We start from the raw sequence: 15,746 nt of genomic DNA, 5'->3' as shown, positions 1-15,746 counted from the left end.
TCATTTATTATCAAATAAGGATGATATATTTAATTTGGTATTTTTACCTTTTATATACGGTAATTTTTCCCTATATTTGAATTTAAATTTCTTCCTTTATGGGTGATATTACATTTCCGAAATTCAGCAAATCGCATGTTCCTGCCATTGGCAACGACATCGACATCTTGTTTTTTATCAAAAATGAAGAAGTGGATCTACAATACCTCAACTACCTAAAGGAGATTACTTCATTCAGTGATGAGGTGATAGCCCATTGGCTGGATGTCAGTGTCAAGACGCTGAGGAACTATCGCAAATCTGAATCTGACCTAAAAGAAAGCTTAAAAGAACATTTGGTTTTGCTTTTGTCTCTATACCAACACGGAACAGATGTTTTTGGAAATGCTGAAAACTTCGACAAATGGCTCGATACCAAGAATTACTTTTTTGACAACCTGGCTCCAAAGGATTTTCTAAGCACTTCGTCAGGAATCAGGTTTACAGATGACAGGTTGACGGCCATGGAATATGGCGATAACGTGTAGATATGTTGGCTTATCGGATCAGCAAGGCAAAATATGCCGAAAAACTTGAAGCTTCAGGTGCAACAAACAGATGGAATAAAGCCGGGCAATTTGTAATCTATGCTTCGGAAAGTAGGGCTTTGGCAAGTTTGGAATTGGTGGTTCACCGGTCAGCAATCATCCAATCCGAAACTTATAAAGTAATGGTAATAGAAATCCCAACTGAAAATCAGGAAATGGTCCGGGAAATACAGCTTTCCGACCTTTCACCGAATTGGAATACCCTACAATCCTACCCCCGCCTTCAGGAAATCGGTAGCGAATGGTTTGAAAAAAGAGAAAGTCTGATACTCAAAGTCCCTTCCGCTCTGATCCCTCAAGAGCATAATTTTGTCATCAACACGAAGCATGATTCATTTTCTTCGCATGTCAAACTTATTGGCTTGGAAGATTTTTATTGGGATGGGAGGTTGTTTTGAAAACAATGGTCTTCTTAAATTTTCTATTTAGGAATTGGTTTTTCCTTTGATTTCCTAGTCACAATATTTCCAAAACATGCTTCAATGCCGGATTGCGGTTTTCGGTTTTCCAAACGGCAAAAAGTTCTGTATGCTGCGGAATCCCTTTGATCTCGATAAACTTCACTTTCAGATCATAACCTTCCTTCAGCGAACTCGGCACAATTGCCACACCAAGCCCCGCTTCTACCAACTTGAAAATGGTCAGCGCATGGACCGATTTGTGGGAAATCTTTGGTGTAAATCCCCTGTCCTCGCAGATACTCATGATTTTATCAAAATAAATGCTGCTGTAGTCACTTGAAAACAAAATGAATGGCTCCTCCTGAAGTTGGCCAACATGCTCAAAAGTATCATCATCAATCGGGTGGCTATGTGGCAATACCAATGAAAACGTGTCGCGATGTACTACCTTCATGCTGAGTCCATCCGGTACCCGCGCCAACCTGACAAAACCCAGATCGAGCTTGTCTTTTTCCAGCATTTCCACCTGAAGGTGGTTGCTCAATTCTTCCAGATTGGTTTGAATTCCGGGAAATTCCCTGCTCAGGCGAACCAACAAATCCGGAATCACCTGATGTGCTGCCGAACCCAAAAACCCTATCCGCAACTCCCCAATCTTCCCCGAAGCTATGTTCTTGACCTGTTGGGTAGTCAGTTCCAAATGGTTGAAAATAAAATCAACCTCACCTTTGAGAAATTCTCCGGCGGCAGTCAGCGTCACGGATCTTTTGGTACGGTAAAAAAGCTCCACCTCCAAAATCTCCTCCATCTGTCTGATCTGCCTGCTGAGTCCCGGTTGGGAAATAAAGAGCCGCTCCGCTGCCTTTCTAAAGTTCAGGTGCTCGGCAACGGCTCGAAAATATTCCAGGTGTCTGAGTTCTAAATTCATATTAGTCCCCGCAAAGACCCAAAGTCGAAAAGATTTTTAAATAGATATTCATTCGCCAAAATTTGAATTACTATCGATTATACCCAATCAGTATTCCAACACTTTTCTATTTTGAATTCTAAGTCAAAATCTAAAGAAATTTTTTAATAACTCAAAGTTATCAGTTATTGATAATATTGGTATCAATAATTATCAAAGCAGAAAGTTATTTTTGTAATTGAAACTCTCCTAAACTTTGCGTCTTTGTAGGAGACAAAAATCTGAATAATGAAAAACACCTTCTCATGTGGCCAAGACCGACTCACTGCATCCCTCGCACTCGCCATTTGCAGGGGCGATATCAAAGGCATCATCTCTCCTGAAAGCCGGAAAAAAATCCAAGCGAGCAGTCAGGCTGTCGAAAAAATAGTCAGCAAAGGCCAACCCGTTTATGGCATCAACACCGGTTTTGGACCGCTTTGCACCACGATGATCTCTCCGGAGCAAACCAAAAAACTCCAGGAAAACCTTCTGAAAAGCCATGCTGTCGGCCTCGGCGAACCCATCCCCATCGAAATCGCCAAACTGATGTTGGTGCTGAAAACCCATGCTTTGGCACAGGGTTTTTCGGGAATTCAGGAAAGTACTTTGGACAGGATCCTTTTTTTCATTGAAAACAATATTGTCCCTGTCGTGCCCAAACAGGGTTCTGTGGGTGCCTCTGGGGATTTGGCACCGCTTTCACATTTATTTTTGCCTTTGATCGGATTGGGAAAAGTCCATTTCAAAGGTGAAATAATTTCAACAGCCAAACTTTTTCAACAACTTGATTTGGAACCCATTCACCTTGGGCCTAAAGAAGGTTTGGCCCTGATCAACGGCACTCAATTCATTGCTGCTTTTGGAGTGATGGTGGTAGACAGATTTTACAATATCCTTGCCCATGCCGACATCACCGGGGCAATGATGTTGGAGGGATTGTTGGGTTCGACAAAGCCATTCAGTGCTGACCTCCACCAACTCCGCCCTTACGCCGGAAACCAACATGTCGCCCAATCGATCTTGAATTTGCTTCATGAGTCGGAAATTGTCCATTCCCATGCGGCCTGTGCGCGGGTTCAGGATCCATATTCCTTGCGCTGTATGCCGCAGGTCCACGGTGCTTCCCGCAATGCCTGGCTTCACCTGAAGCAAATGATCGAAACTGAGATCAATTCCGTCACGGACAATCCCGTCGTCTTTGACGAAAACCATACCATCAGTGGGGGGAATTTCCATGGTCAACCTATTGCCATGCCATTGGATTATGCCTGTTTGGCTGCTTCTGAAATCGGCAATATCTCCGACCGCAGGATTTACCTTTCTTTGGAAGGCGATACCCCGGGTGTTCCAAAACTGTTGTTGAAAGAAACAGGGTTGAACTCCGGGTTTATGATTCCCCAATACAGCACGGCGGCATTGGCGAGTGAAAACAAGGGGCTGTGTTTTCCCTCCTCGGCTGACAGCATTCCAACTTCTTTGGGACAGGAAGACCACGTGAGTATGGGCAGTATAGGGGCGAGAAAGGCATTGCAGGTGATTGAGAATGTGGAAAAAATCCTTGGGGTCGAACTCTTCTGCGCGGCACAGGCTGTGGATTTTCATGCCCCTTTGAAGTCCGGCAAAATCATGACCGCACTCTATGAACATGTCCGTACCAAAATCCACCATGTGACCGAAGATCAGATCATGTATGAAGACATGGAGATAGCCATTGACATCATCAGAAGTGGAGAATTGCTAACTTTAGCAAAGGAAGTGGCTGCAAGAGAAGGTTTGGAATTGGAGACAAAGTGGTCCGAGGAGTTTGATTGGTACTAGTTCAAGTCTTCAGACCCACATAGTTCAAGTCTTCAGACTTGGATTTCCCATCGACCAAATAGTTCAAGTCTTCAGACTTGGACTTCCACCTTGTTCAAGTCTTCGGACTTGGGCTCAAATCTGGTTCAAGTCTTCAGACTTGGACCTCGGACTCACCACTTCGCAGTCCAAGACTGCATTTTAAGGGTCCAAGTCAGAGACTTGAACCATCCGAAACTTGAACCAAACCAGTTAACCAAATAAACAATTAACCAAAAAATGCCCAACTACACCCTCATCGGCCCGATACGACAACTCCTGACCATGCGTGGATTGGGGGCAAAAGGCTCTTTGCAAGACAGCCAACTTGAAATCATCACCGAAGCAGGAATATTTTTGAAGGATGAAAAGATCCATGAAATCGGGAGTTATTGGGACATCTATCCTGAGGCGCAGTCCATCGGTGCCAAAATGGAAACCTTGCAAGGCGACTTTGTGGCGCTTCCCGGTTTTGTGGATTGCCACACGCATATCTGCTTTGCGGGAAGCCGGGCCAAAGATTTCGCGATGCGCAATACCGGAAAATCCTACCTTGAGATCGCCAATTCAGGGGGTGGAATCTGGGATACATTAACCCAAACGAGGAAAGCATCCTTGGAACAATTGGTCAAACTCACTGTCAAAAGAGCCAACAGTCATCTCACTGATGGCGTCACCACCACTGAGGTAAAAAGCGGCTATGGACTTTCTGTGGCTGAAGAAATCAAAATGCTACAAGCCATCAAACAGGCAAATTCAGAAACGGCAGCAGACTTGATTCCTACCTGCCTTGCTGCCCATATCTGCCCAAAGGATTTTGAGAGTTCAGCAAAAGAATACTTGGAAATAATCAGCAATGAATTGTTCTCAATCTTGAAATCTGAAAACCTCAGCAACAGGATCGATGCCTTTATTGAAGATTCTGCATTTAGTGCAGATGATATTGCAGCATATTTCCATAAAGCCAAAGACTTTGGATTCGATATCACGGTACATGCAGACCAATTTCATGTTGGGGGTTCGGCGGTGGCGGTGGCATTTGGCGCCATTTCAGCAGATCATCTGGAATCAAGTACCGATAAGGAAATTGAATTACTTGCCAATTCGGATACCGTTGCTGTGGCATTGCCGGGCGCATCGATCGGTTTGGGAATGGCTTTTACGCCTGCCCGAAAACTTCTGGACGCCGGTGCCTCCTTGGCCATCGCTTCAGATTGGAACCCCGGTTCGGCACCTATGGGAGATTTGCTGATGCAGGCATCCATATTGGGAACATTCGAGAAACTCAGCAATGCGGAAGTCTTGGCCGGAATTACCTGCCGGGCCGCAGCTGCACTCGGCTTGTCTGACAGGGGAAGTATTGCTGTGGGTAAATTGGCGGATATCCTTCTTTTCCAAACTTCGGACTACCGGGAAATCACCTACCATCAAGGAAAATTGAAACCGGCTATGGTATTTAAAAGGGGAGTAAAAATTTAGATATTAATTGATATTGGATATTGATGGATATTCACCGCAAAGGTGAAGCCTACAATCCCAAAATTGCATTAAAGACTATCTAAAGACCTTTCCTTGTCACTTCGACGAAAGGAGAAGTCTTTGATCCAAATTCTAGGAAAAGATTTCTCTCTGGGTTACCCATGACAGAATTCGAGGGCGTCACCCTGAGTGAAGCGAAGGGTCTCACCAAAAAAAATGAGATCCTTCAGCCGTTACACCTTATCAATGACGAATTTGTTGGAGCCGTCACTCTGAGTGTTGCGAGGAGTCTCTTTTGCTCTGAGATCTTTCATCCTCGTACCTCGGATTCAAGATGACGCAACACCAACCGTCATTCCCTTTCTGAACATATTAAAATGTTGAGGACTCAGGGTCACGATCCCGAAAACTCGACAACATCGACAACCTGATAACAATTAGAACCATTACAACAACTATAACAATTACAACCAAATTTACCAATGACCTTCCAAGACCAAATCCTCCAAGGCATCCCCTCCACCCTTCCGGCTAGAAAATCACCTGATCCTAGTTTTAGCCATGCGCCAAAAAGAAAGGATATTTTAAGCCCTGAAGAGAAGAAATTGGCTTTGAGAAACGCGCTAAGGTACTTCCCAAAGGCTTGGCATGAGGAATTGGCAAAGGAGTTTTTCGAAGAATTACAGCAATACGGGAGGATTTACATGTATCGCTTTATGCCGGATTATGAGATGCGGGCAAGGCCAATTTCTGATTATCCAGCTAAATGTCAACAAGCTGCAGCGATCATGCTGATGATCCAAAACAACCTCGACCCTGCAGTGGCCCAACATCCTCAGGAACTCATTACTTACGGAGGCAACGGCGCGGTTTTTCAAAATTGGGCGCAATACCTCCTTACCATGAAGTACCTCGCCGAGATGACCGAGGAACAAACCCTTCATATGTATTCCGGCCATCCGATGGGACTTTTCCCTTCCTCCAAAGATGCTCCACGAGTTGTCGTCACCAACGGGATGATGATCCCAAACTACTCCAAACCGGATGATTGGGAAAAATACAATGCCCTTGGAGTGACACAATATGGACAGATGACCGCAGGTTCTTATATGTATATCGGTCCTCAGGGTATAGTCCACGGCACCACCATTACGGTGATGAATGCCTTCCGCAAAAAACTTGGCCCTGCTATAAATCCAAAAGGTAAAGTCTTCCTGACAGCAGGTTTGGGAGGCATGTCAGGCGCCCAACCAAAAGCAGGAAATATTGCAGGATGCATCACGGTCTGTGCCGAAGTCAATCCGAAAGCTGCCAACAAGCGGCATGAACAAGGTTGGGTGGATGAATTGATAACTGACTTGGATAATCTGGTGCTCCGGGTGCGTCAGGCACAGCAAAACGAGGAAGTGGTTTCCATCGCCTTCCTTGGCAATGTTGTGGATGTTTGGGAGAAATTTGATCAGGAAAATATCACCATCGAACTCGGTTCTGACCAGACTTCCCTCCACAATCCTTGGGCAGGTGGATACTATCCGGTAGGTTTGGATTTTGAGGAAGCCAATGAAATGATGGCCAAAGAACCCGAAAAATTCAAAACCAAAGTTCAGGAATCCCTCCGCCGACATGCTGCTGCAGTCAACATGCATGCTGCAAAAGGCACCTACTTTTTCGATTATGGAAATGCTTTTTTATTAGAAGCTTCCCGTGCCGGAGCCGATGTCATGGCTGCCAACGGTATTGATTTTAAATACCCTTCCTATGTACAGGATATTTTGGGGCCTATGTGCTTTGACTATGGATTTGGACCTTTCCGTTGGGTCTGTACTTCGGGCAATCCTGAAGACCTAGCCAAGACCGACCAAATCGCAGCCAAAGTGCTCAAACAAATCAAAACCTTTGCCCCTTCGGAAATACAGCAACAGCTTCAGGACAATATTACCTGGATCGAGGAAGCAGGAAAAAATAAATTGGTGGTGGGCTCTCAGGCGAGAATCCTTTATGCAGATGCAGAGGGCAGGATCGAAATCGCCAAAGCCTTTAATGCAGCCATCCAATCAGGCGAAATCTCCTCCCCAATTGTACTTGGAAGAGACCACCACGATGTCAGTGGCACAGATTCCCCTTTTCGGGAGACGAGCAATATCTATGACGGCAGCAAATTCACTGCAGACATGGCCATCCACAACGTGATCGGTGACAGTTTCCGTGGGGCGACTTGGGTCTCCATCCACAACGGTGGCGGTGTTGGTTGGGGTGAAGTCATCAACGGAGGATTCGGCTTGCTGCTCGATGGAAGCGAAGAAGCCAACCGAAGGCTCCAATCCATGCTATTCTACGATGTCAACAACGGCATCTCCCGCCGTGCCTGGGCAAGAAATGAAGAAGCATTGTTTGCGATCAGGAGAGAAATGGAAAGAACCCCAAGCTTGAAAGTGACGCTACCGGAAATGGTGGATGAGGAATTATTGAGGTTTTAAAGTATTTTGTTTAAATAATTTCTGTAAGTGAAAAATAAAGCACCTATGAAAAATATCCAAAATGATTCAGATTATTCCGAAATAAGAAAAAGGATATTGGCACTTTCAAGCTCAAGTCCGAAGAAATGGGGCAAAATGAACTTACAGCAAATGCTTGTCCATTGCACCACGCAATTGAAAATGTCGTTGGGAGAACTTCCCTCCAAGGCCCAAGGCCCTGCATATATGCGGACAAGATTGGGCAAATGGCTTATATTTTCGACTATTCCTTGGCCCAAAGGAGCAGCTACGCCGGACGAAATGAACATGGGAAAAAGTGAATTTTTATTGACTGAAATAGAAAAACAAAAAACAGAGTTGTTGCACTATCTCGAAAAAGTAAAAACCCAAGTCAAGTTATTCCCCCATCCATTCTTTGGGGAACTCAGCCGCAAGGAATGGTCAAGGATGATATATAAGCATCTCGATCATCATTTAAGGCAGTTTGGCAGTCTCTGAGTCTTATTTTTTTAAGTCCCCAATCGGTCTCGTTATTCTGCTTCTCCAGAAGCCGGATTGATTTATTTTACCGCAAAGGGCCCAAAGGTTTCGCAAAGTGGCGGAAAGGGGTCGGTAGATATTACCATAAAGGTCACTGAGAGCGAAGAGATAAATTCATCATTCTTGAAACTCATCAGGGGCACTTCCCAAGTGGAGGGGGGTACTTCGGAAGTACCCCCCTCCACTTCATTAACTACCTGTGTCACCTTTTTGGTGACTTGTCTCGCCTTTTTTATGACAACGAACGCCTCAGAGGTGACCCGTCTCGCCTTTTTGGTCCTCGCTGTCGCCTTTTTGGTATAACCCATATCAGCTTTTTAGTCTTCGCTGCCTCTGCAGGAAACATGGCTGGAGCTGCTGTAAACAGTGGGTTGACAGCAGAGGAGTTTTAGTCCGGGTGCCATTTCTTATAGAATGATTAATCCTTTTTTGCCCGAAATTTGAAAATTTAACAAGCTTAAATTTATACCGGAAGGAGGTTTTCCCAATTTGGCTTTGTAAAGAAAATCCTTATTTTAAAACCCACGAATTACCTATTTCATTTGGATTTTTATCATCAGTAGCAGACAGGTTTGGGATTTTGAGCATAGAAATATCGGTTTGGGGAAATTGGGACAGTTTTTTGGAATATACCCAACTGATCAATCCGTGGATTCCTACTACGATGATCCCGGCATCAGGATTCATAGCGACAGTTGTAGAAATCATATTCGCGGTTTTTGCTTATCGGATTCAGAACAGAACTTTTCGCAAAATTAAGTGGCATCTTATTGCTGATTTTTGACTTGTCGATGATTCTATCATTGGTAATAAAAGCTTCCTTAGACTATTCCGTTTACCCTGATTCGGCTGCGGCATTTGCTTTGAGCCGGATGAAAGAAAAATACCTGGAAGTAGACATTTTTATTTCCAAGCAAAAAAACCCGATTCAAAAATGATTAAAAATTAAAGTATTGCTAATAGCCTTTTCTTTTTTCACTTTTATTTTAAGCTTGTATCAAAGTAGCGGTCAATAATTTATTTTTATATTTCAAGCACTACAAAAATCCCACACTATGAAAACCACAATTTCTTTCCTCCTGATCCTGTTTTTTATACAATCCTGTTCGCAGAAAAAAGCCACTGACTCCCAAAGCGATAAAATTTACCAAACAGAAACCAATCTCATCAGTCCGGTATTTATAGAAGGTGATTCCACTTGGACTATTGAAGATCGGATGGCGCATTATGGCGTTCCCGGGGTGAGTATCGCAGTGATATATGATGGCAAAATTGAATGGACCAAAACCTATGGGGTCATGGACAAAGATGACAAAAACCCTGTGACCAAAGAGACACTGTTTCAGGCAGGATCCATCAGTAAACCAGTAGCAGCATACGGTGCATTGAAACTTGTTGAAGTAGGCAAAATAGCTTTGGAAGAAGATGTCAATACCTATTTGAAATCCTGGAAATTGCCTGACAGTGAATTTACCAATGATAAGAAAGTTACGCTTAAGAACATGCTCAATCATTCTGCCGGACTTACAGTACATGGCTTTTTGGGCTACAGCCCAGACCTGCCTGTTCCGACTTTGGTGGAAGTTCTGAATGGTACCCCACCGGCGAATTCAGGGGCAATTTTTGTAAATAAAAAACCTGAGGAGAATTTCAGGTACTCAGGCGGTGGATATACTGTCATGCAGCAGATGATGATGGATGTGGCCGGGAAGCCATTTCCGGAACTGATGAAAGAAACCGTGCTAAAACCATTGGGAATGGCCAACAGTACCTATGACCAGCCACTTCAAGCTGAACAACTGAAATTGGCCGCAACGGGATACCTTCCTGATGGCACCATGACCAAAGGCAAAAGACATACTTATCCTGAAATGGCCGCCGCAGGTTTATGGACGACCGCTGAAGACCTTGCCAAATTTGCCATCAACATCCAACAGACGCTGAAAGGAGGACCAGAAACTGTTTTGTCAAAAGACATGACTACCTTGATGCTCACTCCTTTTGTAGAGGATTATACCGGTTTAGGTGTTTTTATCAACAAAATGAAGGATGAAATTTATTTTGGACACGGTGGTTGGGATGAGGGATTCTCAAGCGAATTGATCGCACACAAAGACAAAGGATATGGTGTGGTCATTTTGACCAATTCCAACCATCCCGAATTTATTTCGGAATTAATCAGGTCTGTTGCCCTTACTTATAATTGGGATGATTTTGTACCGGTTTATCAAAGAAAGAATCTGAATCCTGGAGAGATAAATCAAATTATTGGCAAGTACAAACCTGGTGGAAATATGCTGATCGAAATTTTTGAAAATGACGGTGTACTGTACAGCAAAGGTTTAATGGATAGTCCAAAGGAACTTATCAAAATTACTGACAGCACATATATCGGCAGGGACAACAACCAGCCAGTAAGATTCAAAACCAATCCAGAAACCAATAAAGTTGAAATGCAGGTCCTCAATCCTGATTCTGGAATTCAGGAAGTTTCCTTTCCCAAAATGGATGTAAATGAAAAAATCCCATTGGAAATGATCATTGCAGGAGAATTTGACCAAGCATTGAAGGAATACCAAGCACTAAAAAAACTTGATCCAAACGACCCTACCATTGCTGAAGACAACCTGAACGTGCTTGGTTACAGATTTATGGAAAAAGACAAATTGAAAATTTCTCAGGATATCTTCAAAATCAATACACTCCTATATCCCAATAGCGCCAATGTATATGACAGCTATGCGGAAGCCAGCATGAAAATCGGAGAACTGGATCTTGCCTTGGAAAACTATAAAAAATCCTTCAGCATGGATCCCAAAAATATCAATGCAGAGAAGATGATTGCCGAGATTCTGAAAAAGAAGGGCAATTAAATTATTCCAATAATTCAATTCTGTATTCGAAAACCAAACCAAATTCTCCCATGACCAAGCCATTCAAACCAACAGGATATAATTCTGTTTCTCCTTACTTTATTGTAAAAGGAGCCCAACAATTAATTGATTTATTGAAAACAATTTTTAATGCCACAGAACTCAGACGGTATGATAATCCGGATGGGTCGATTATGCATGCTGAAATCCAGATCGACGACTCTGTCATCATGCTCGGGGATTCCTCCGACAAGTATCCACCTGTGACAGTTGTCATGCATGTGTATGTTGCAGATGTCGATCATATCATGGACAAGGCAAAGGAAGCAGGTTGCCAAATCACGGAGCAACCAAAAACCCGGGATGGTGATCCTGACAGACGTGGAACATTCATAGATTTTGTTGGAAACATGTGGTCCATCGGCACGCAGTTGCAATAATTTTTGAAAATAAAATGATTCACCTAATGTTTACTTTATTACAATTCTTATCGAAAAATCAATTTTTTGGGACTGGAACGGTCATCTAAGACTCAATTTCAAAACCCAGTGAAGAGTTGTTTTGAAAATCACTTTTGAAACAATAAGGGTCCTTCAAATTCCATTGAATAATCTCCATGTTTTTATTTTGGATTTATTAAAACAATGTCCATTCATTTTTTCTTTAATTTCACGCATTAACGCACGGCAAGGAATGGATTTCAACCTCGATTGGCTATTGCAAACTGATTATACCCAACCAAAAAATTTTCTGATCATAGCCTCAATTCTATTGACAGGGATTTTCGGGAGATACCTGCTTTTGGCTTGGGTATACCATGAGTTGGTCTATAAAAAACTAGGAGACGCCCTCCCCTACCGCAGGCTTCACCAACAGGTAAAAGTCCCTCAGGTCAAGACGGAAATCTGGTATTCTTTTCTCGGGGCGATCATATTTGCTGTTTCGGGAACAGTCATGCTGATCTTTTGGCAGCGTGGATACACCAAACTTTATACGGCGCTCACCACTTTGGATATCCTGTGGCTTCCAATCAGCTTTTTTCTGGCGATGTTTATCCATGAGACTTATTACTATTGGCTTCACCGATGGATGCACCGCCCAAAGGTTCTCCGGCATTTTCACCATATCCACCACAACAGCCTCTATACAAGTTCATTTACTTCCTTTTCCTTTCATCCAATAGAAGCTTTTCTGCAGGCGATCTTTTTGCCAGTACTTGTTCTGTTTCTTCCCATCCATTTTTCAGTCTTATTGGCTTTGTTGGTGACCATGTCCATCACAGCTGTGATCAACCATGCCGGCGTGGAAGTTTATGCGAGCACTGCGCTCCGTTCCCCACTTGCACGGTGGATGGTGGGGGCAACTCACCATGACCTGCACCACCTCAGATACCGCTGTAATTATGGCCTTTATTTCACCTTTTGGGATGTGTGGATGAGGACAGAAGATGCGGGGTTTGAGAAGCGGTTTATAGACCATACTACCAAAGAAAAAAACTGAATAAAAAAAAAGGTAGCCTGTTTCCAGACCACCTTTCAATCAGATCAAACTTATTCAAATATTACGCAAGGTCAAAACGGTCAAGGTTCATCACCTTGTTCCAAGCTGCCACGAAATCAGTTACGAATTTCTCTTTGGCATCCTCACAACCATAGACCTCAGCAATCGCCCTCAATTCAGAGTTAGATCCAAAGATAAGGTCAGCACGGGTAGCAGTCCATTTTGGTTCACCGCTTATTCTCTCACTTCCTACGAAGACATTCTGGGCATCAGAAGTGGCTCTCCAAGTTGATCTCAGGTCCAAAAGATTTACAAAGAAATCATTGGTCAGTTTACCAGGAGTCTCTGTAAATACACCATGCTTAGATTTGTCAAAGTTGGCGTTCAGAACGCGAAGTCCACCTACCAAAACGGTCATTTCCGGTGCGGTTAGGGTCAGCAACTGTGCTTTGTCTATCAGCATTTCTTCAGCTTTGACAGGACACTTGGAGCTCATATAGTTTCTGAAGCCGTCAGCCATTGGCCTTAAGAATTCAAATGAATCTGTTTCAGTCTGCTCTTGGGAAGCGTCTCCGCGTCCCGGAGTAAATGGAACAGTAATATCAAAACCTGCGTCTTTGGCAGCTTTCTCCACAGCGGCACATCCACCAAGCACGATCAAATCAGCAATAGATACTTTCTTGCCATCTGATTGGATACTGTTAAATTCCTCTTGGATGCTTTCCAATGTCCCCAGTACTTTTGCAAGTTGGGCAGGGTTGTTGGCTTCCCAGTTTTTCATTGGCTCAAGACGGATATGTGCACCATTTGCACCACCTCTTTTGTCAGATCCACGGAATGTAGAAGCAGATGCCCAAGCTGTAGAAACCAGTTCAGAAACACTCAAACCGGAGGCAAGAATATTGGCTTTCAATCCGGCAATATCTTCTGCATTTACCAAAGGATGGCTGGCTGCAGGAACAGGATCTTGCCAGATAAGGTCTTCAGCAGGAACCTCAGGACCTAGGTAACGGGATTTTGGTCCCATATCACGGTGGGTGAGTTTGAACCATGCTTTAGCAAATGCATCAGCAAATTCATCAGGGTTGTCATGGAAATGTCTGGAAACCTTCTCGTAAGCAGGATCCATTTTCAGCGCGATATCAGTGGTAAACATGATAGGTGCATGACGCTTATTTGGATCGTGAGCATCAGGTACGGTATTGGCACCCATGCCATGCTTTGGTGTCCACTGATGTGCCCCGGCAGGGCTCTTGGTCAGTTCCCAGTCGAAGCCAAATAAATTCCAGAAATAGTTATTGCTCCATTTGGTAGGTGTACTCGTCCAAGCTCCTTCAAGACCTGAGGTAATAGTATGCTCGGAATTTCCTTTGCCAAAAGAATTGAGCCAACCCATGCTTTGTGCTTCAATACTCTCAGCAGCAGGTTCACGGCCCACATACTTGCTTGGATCTGCGGCACCATGTGCTTTTCCAAAAGTGTGTCCACCTGCAATCAGGGCGACAGTCTCATAATCATTCATAGCCATACGGCCGAAAGTCTCACGGATATCTTTGGCCGCAGCGAGAGGATCAGGATTGGCATTAGGTCCTTCCGGATTGACATAGATCAGACCCATCTGTACGGCTCCGAGTGGATTTTCCAATTCACGGTCGCCGGTATATCTTTTGTCTCCAAGCCATTCGGTCTCTGAACCCCAATATACATCCTCCTCAGGCTCCCACACATCCTCACGTCCACCACCGAAACCAAAGGTTTTGAGACCCATTGATTCCAAGGCGACGTTTCCTGTAAGTACCATCAAATCAGCCCAAGAAAGGCTTTTTCCATATTTCTGTTTGATTGGCCAAAGCAACAATCTGGCTTTGTCCAAGTTGCCGTTGTCAGGCCAGCTATTCAGTGGAGCAAAACGCTGCGTTCCTGTACCTGCACCGCCACGTCCATCATGTACTCGGTAAGTACCTGCACTGTGCCACGCCATACGGATCATAAATGGTCCATAATGTCCGTAATCAGCAGGCCACCAGTCCTGTGATGTTTTCAAAAGTGTCTCAATATCTTGCTTTACCTGGGCCAGATCAAGTGAATTGAAAGCCTCAGCGTAGTTGAAAGATTCTCCCATCGGGTTGGATAGGGAAGAATGCTGTCTCAGGATGTTTAATTTCAACTGGTTTGGCCACCAGTCACGGTTGCTGGTGCCGCCGCCGGCCACTTGCTTGAGCTGTCCATTGTGAAACGGGCATTTGCTCAAATCGCCACCATTTTGATTTGTGTTATGATCCATAATTGAATTGATTATTTTGATATAATTGCGAATTTACTAAATATAGGGATTATCGAATTCATTTTTCGATTGATAAAATCTATGACACTTGTGCAAATCTAATAAGCTTTGAACTTACCGAAAATCATTCCTTCAAAAAATGATTTTGATCAGGAGATTCAGTTTTTCGTCAAAACAGATTTTTCTAAATACCTTGGAAAGCCCTTTTTCCAAATGCAAAAATTGATTTTAAAGAGAATCTTCCTTAGGTTGAAAAAACAATCTTAATCAATTTAAACAGATATTTATCGGAATTTAAAAACAGATCCTATGGTGGTATTATTAGCAAAATGGACAGTTGTACTTTTTGGTTTGTTTTTCATTGCAACAGGTTTATTGATGCTATTTGCACCCCAAAAGGCGAGAGAAATCTTAAAAAAAGCCGGAAGCACCAACTTGATCAATTATACTGAAATAACGGTGAGGATGATTCCTGCATTGGGATTGATTGGGTATGCAGACTTCTCCAGATTTCCGCAGGTAATCAGTGTTGTGGGTTGGTTTATCTTGGGCACTTCTGTTGTTCTTTATTTTGTACCAAGGAAATGGCACCACAGCTATTCCCTAAAAAGTGCCGAAATCCTAAAACCACTCTATTTCCGTCTGAATTCACCATTCTCCATGCTGATTGGCTTGGCTATTTTGTATGCGGTATTTTAATTGAACTTTCAAATTACCCGAAGAAAACAATCCTTTTAAACCATCCGCTTAATTATTTAAAACATGACTATCATCATGGTTTAAAGACCATTAAATCATTTTCTCCTTAACCTTTATTTAT

General features: G+C 43.5%; 15 protein-coding genes. 11 read left to right on the top strand and 4 right to left on the bottom strand.

The genetic code is table 11. The features are described from left to right. Nucleotides 1–98 precede the first annotated feature (98 nt). Together DQW11_RS18255 and DQW11_RS18250 are read left to right on the top strand one after the other, a co-directional pair. Nucleotides 99–527, top strand: a complete 429-nt coding sequence (locus tag DQW11_RS18255; protein WP_113925540.1) for an antitoxin Xre/MbcA/ParS toxin-binding domain-containing protein — start codon at nt 99–101, stop codon at nt 525–527. A 2-nt stretch (nt 528–529) separates the two neighbouring features. Further along, complete coding sequence (locus tag DQW11_RS18250) at nt 530–985, top strand: RES family NAD+ phosphorylase (RefSeq protein ID WP_113925539.1); 456 nt, start codon at nt 530–532, stop codon at nt 983–985. 58 nt (nt 986–1,043) lie between these two features. Here the strand turns inward: DQW11_RS18250 and DQW11_RS18245 are convergent, their stop codons facing one another. Then, a complete protein-coding gene (locus tag DQW11_RS18245; protein ID WP_113925538.1) occupies nt 1,044–1,916 on the bottom strand; it encodes a LysR family transcriptional regulator in 873 nt (290 codons plus the stop codon). 267 nt (nt 1,917–2,183) lie between these two features. On the opposite strand from DQW11_RS18245, the gene hutH reads away from it, so the two are divergent. The 4 genes from hutH (at nt 2,184) to DQW11_RS18225 (ending at nt 8,227) form a co-directional block, all read left to right on the top strand. Further along, entirely contained in the window at nt 2,184–3,755 is a 1,572-nt protein-coding gene (gene hutH / locus DQW11_RS18240) for a histidine ammonia-lyase (protein ID WP_198669921.1), read from the top strand. Nucleotides 3,756–4,013: 258 nt separating this feature from the next. Next, nucleotides 4,014–5,252 (top strand): imidazolonepropionase, encoded by a 1,239-nt coding sequence (gene hutI / locus DQW11_RS18235; protein ID WP_113925536.1) that lies wholly within the window; start codon nt 4,014–4,016, stop codon nt 5,250–5,252. Between the two features lie 482 nt (nt 5,253–5,734). Next, entirely contained in the window at nt 5,735–7,729 is a 1,995-nt protein-coding gene (locus DQW11_RS18230; RefSeq protein WP_113925535.1) for a urocanate hydratase, read from the top strand. A 45-nt stretch (nt 7,730–7,774) separates the two neighbouring features. Beyond that, nucleotides 7,775–8,227 (top strand): DUF1569 domain-containing protein, encoded by a 453-nt coding sequence (locus DQW11_RS18225; protein WP_113925534.1) that lies wholly within the window; start codon nt 7,775–7,777, stop codon nt 8,225–8,227. Between the two features lie 62 nt (nt 8,228–8,289). Here the strand turns inward: DQW11_RS18225 and DQW11_RS18220 are convergent, their stop codons facing one another. Together DQW11_RS18220 and DQW11_RS22425 are read right to left on the bottom strand one after the other, a co-directional pair. Continuing rightward, nucleotides 8,290–8,577: a hypothetical protein gene (locus tag DQW11_RS18220; RefSeq protein WP_113925533.1), complete on the bottom strand. Its 288-nt coding sequence runs from the start codon at nt 8,575–8,577 to the stop codon at nt 8,290–8,292. A 202-nt stretch (nt 8,578–8,779) separates the two neighbouring features. Then, nucleotides 8,780–8,977, bottom strand: a complete 198-nt coding sequence (locus DQW11_RS22425; protein WP_198669920.1) for a hypothetical protein — start codon at nt 8,975–8,977, stop codon at nt 8,780–8,782. A gap of 11 nt (nt 8,978–8,988) precedes the next feature. Between DQW11_RS22425 and DQW11_RS22420 the strand changes: the two genes are divergently transcribed. The 4 genes from DQW11_RS22420 to DQW11_RS18200 all read left to right on the top strand — a co-directional run bounded on the left by DQW11_RS22420 (nt 8,989) and on the right by DQW11_RS18200 (nt 12,642). Next, nucleotides 8,989–9,207, top strand: coding sequence for a hypothetical protein (locus tag DQW11_RS22420; RefSeq protein ID WP_198669919.1), 219 nt, complete (start codon nt 8,989–8,991; stop codon nt 9,205–9,207). A gap of 117 nt (nt 9,208–9,324) precedes the next feature. Further along, on the top strand, nt 9,325–11,142 hold the full coding sequence (locus DQW11_RS18210; RefSeq protein ID WP_113925532.1) for a serine hydrolase: 1,818 nt from the start codon (nt 9,325–9,327) through the stop codon (nt 11,140–11,142). A 50-nt stretch (nt 11,143–11,192) separates the two neighbouring features. Then, nucleotides 11,193–11,582 carry a VOC family protein gene (locus DQW11_RS18205; RefSeq protein WP_113925531.1) on the top strand — a complete coding sequence of 130 codons (390 nt, stop codon included), beginning with the start codon at nt 11,193–11,195 and terminating at the stop codon, nt 11,580–11,582. 253 nt (nt 11,583–11,835) lie between these two features. Beyond that, nucleotides 11,836–12,642, top strand: coding sequence for a sterol desaturase family protein (locus DQW11_RS18200; RefSeq protein ID WP_113925530.1), 807 nt, complete (start codon nt 11,836–11,838; stop codon nt 12,640–12,642). Nucleotides 12,643–12,703: 61 nt separating this feature from the next. On the opposite strand, the gene katG is transcribed toward DQW11_RS18200, so the two are convergent. Continuing rightward, the gene (gene katG / locus DQW11_RS18195; protein ID WP_113925529.1) at nt 12,704–14,926 is read right to left on the bottom strand and encodes a catalase/peroxidase HPI; all 2,223 of its coding nucleotides are present in this window, start codon (nt 14,924–14,926) and stop codon (nt 12,704–12,706) included. Between the two features lie 309 nt (nt 14,927–15,235). On the opposite strand from katG, the gene DQW11_RS18190 reads away from it, so the two are divergent. Next, on the top strand, nt 15,236–15,625 hold the full coding sequence (locus tag DQW11_RS18190; protein WP_113925528.1) for a hypothetical protein: 390 nt from the start codon (nt 15,236–15,238) through the stop codon (nt 15,623–15,625). Nucleotides 15,626–15,746: the final 121 nt, after the last annotated feature.

Source organism: Cognataquiflexum aquatile (assembly GCF_003316845.1).
Lineage (GTDB): Bacteria > Bacteroidota > Bacteroidia > Cytophagales > Cyclobacteriaceae > Cognataquiflexum > Cognataquiflexum aquatile.
This window is presented reverse-complemented; position numbering and strand designations above follow the sequence as displayed.

Coding starts and splice junctions, on each gene's coding strand:
- DQW11_RS18255 (WP_113925540.1), top strand. CDS start 99: ATGGGTGATATTACATTTCCGAAATTCAGCAAATCGCATGTTCCTGCC.
- DQW11_RS18250 (WP_113925539.1), top strand. CDS start 530: ATGTTGGCTTATCGGATCAGCAAGGCAAAATATGCCGAAAAACTTGAA.
- DQW11_RS18245 (WP_113925538.1), bottom strand. CDS start 1,916: ATGAATTTAGAACTCAGACACCTGGAATATTTTCGAGCCGTTGCCGAG.
- hutH (WP_198669921.1), top strand. CDS start 2,184: ATGAAAAACACCTTCTCATGTGGCCAAGACCGACTCACTGCATCCCTC.
- hutI (WP_113925536.1), top strand. CDS start 4,014: ATGCCCAACTACACCCTCATCGGCCCGATACGACAACTCCTGACCATG.
- DQW11_RS18230 (WP_113925535.1), top strand. CDS start 5,735: ATGACCTTCCAAGACCAAATCCTCCAAGGCATCCCCTCCACCCTTCCG.
- DQW11_RS18225 (WP_113925534.1), top strand. CDS start 7,775: ATGAAAAATATCCAAAATGATTCAGATTATTCCGAAATAAGAAAAAGG.
- DQW11_RS18220 (WP_113925533.1), bottom strand. CDS start 8,577: ATGGGTTATACCAAAAAGGCGACAGCGAGGACCAAAAAGGCGAGACGG.
- DQW11_RS22425 (WP_198669920.1), bottom strand. CDS start 8,977: ATGATTTCTACAACTGTCGCTATGAATCCTGATGCCGGGATCATCGTA.
- DQW11_RS18210 (WP_113925532.1), top strand. CDS start 9,325: ATGAAAACCACAATTTCTTTCCTCCTGATCCTGTTTTTTATACAATCC.
- DQW11_RS18205 (WP_113925531.1), top strand. CDS start 11,193: ATGACCAAGCCATTCAAACCAACAGGATATAATTCTGTTTCTCCTTAC.
- DQW11_RS18200 (WP_113925530.1), top strand. CDS start 11,836: ATGGATTTCAACCTCGATTGGCTATTGCAAACTGATTATACCCAACCA.
- katG (WP_113925529.1), bottom strand. CDS start 14,926: ATGGATCATAACACAAATCAAAATGGTGGCGATTTGAGCAAATGCCCG.
- DQW11_RS18190 (WP_113925528.1), top strand. CDS start 15,236: ATGGTGGTATTATTAGCAAAATGGACAGTTGTACTTTTTGGTTTGTTT.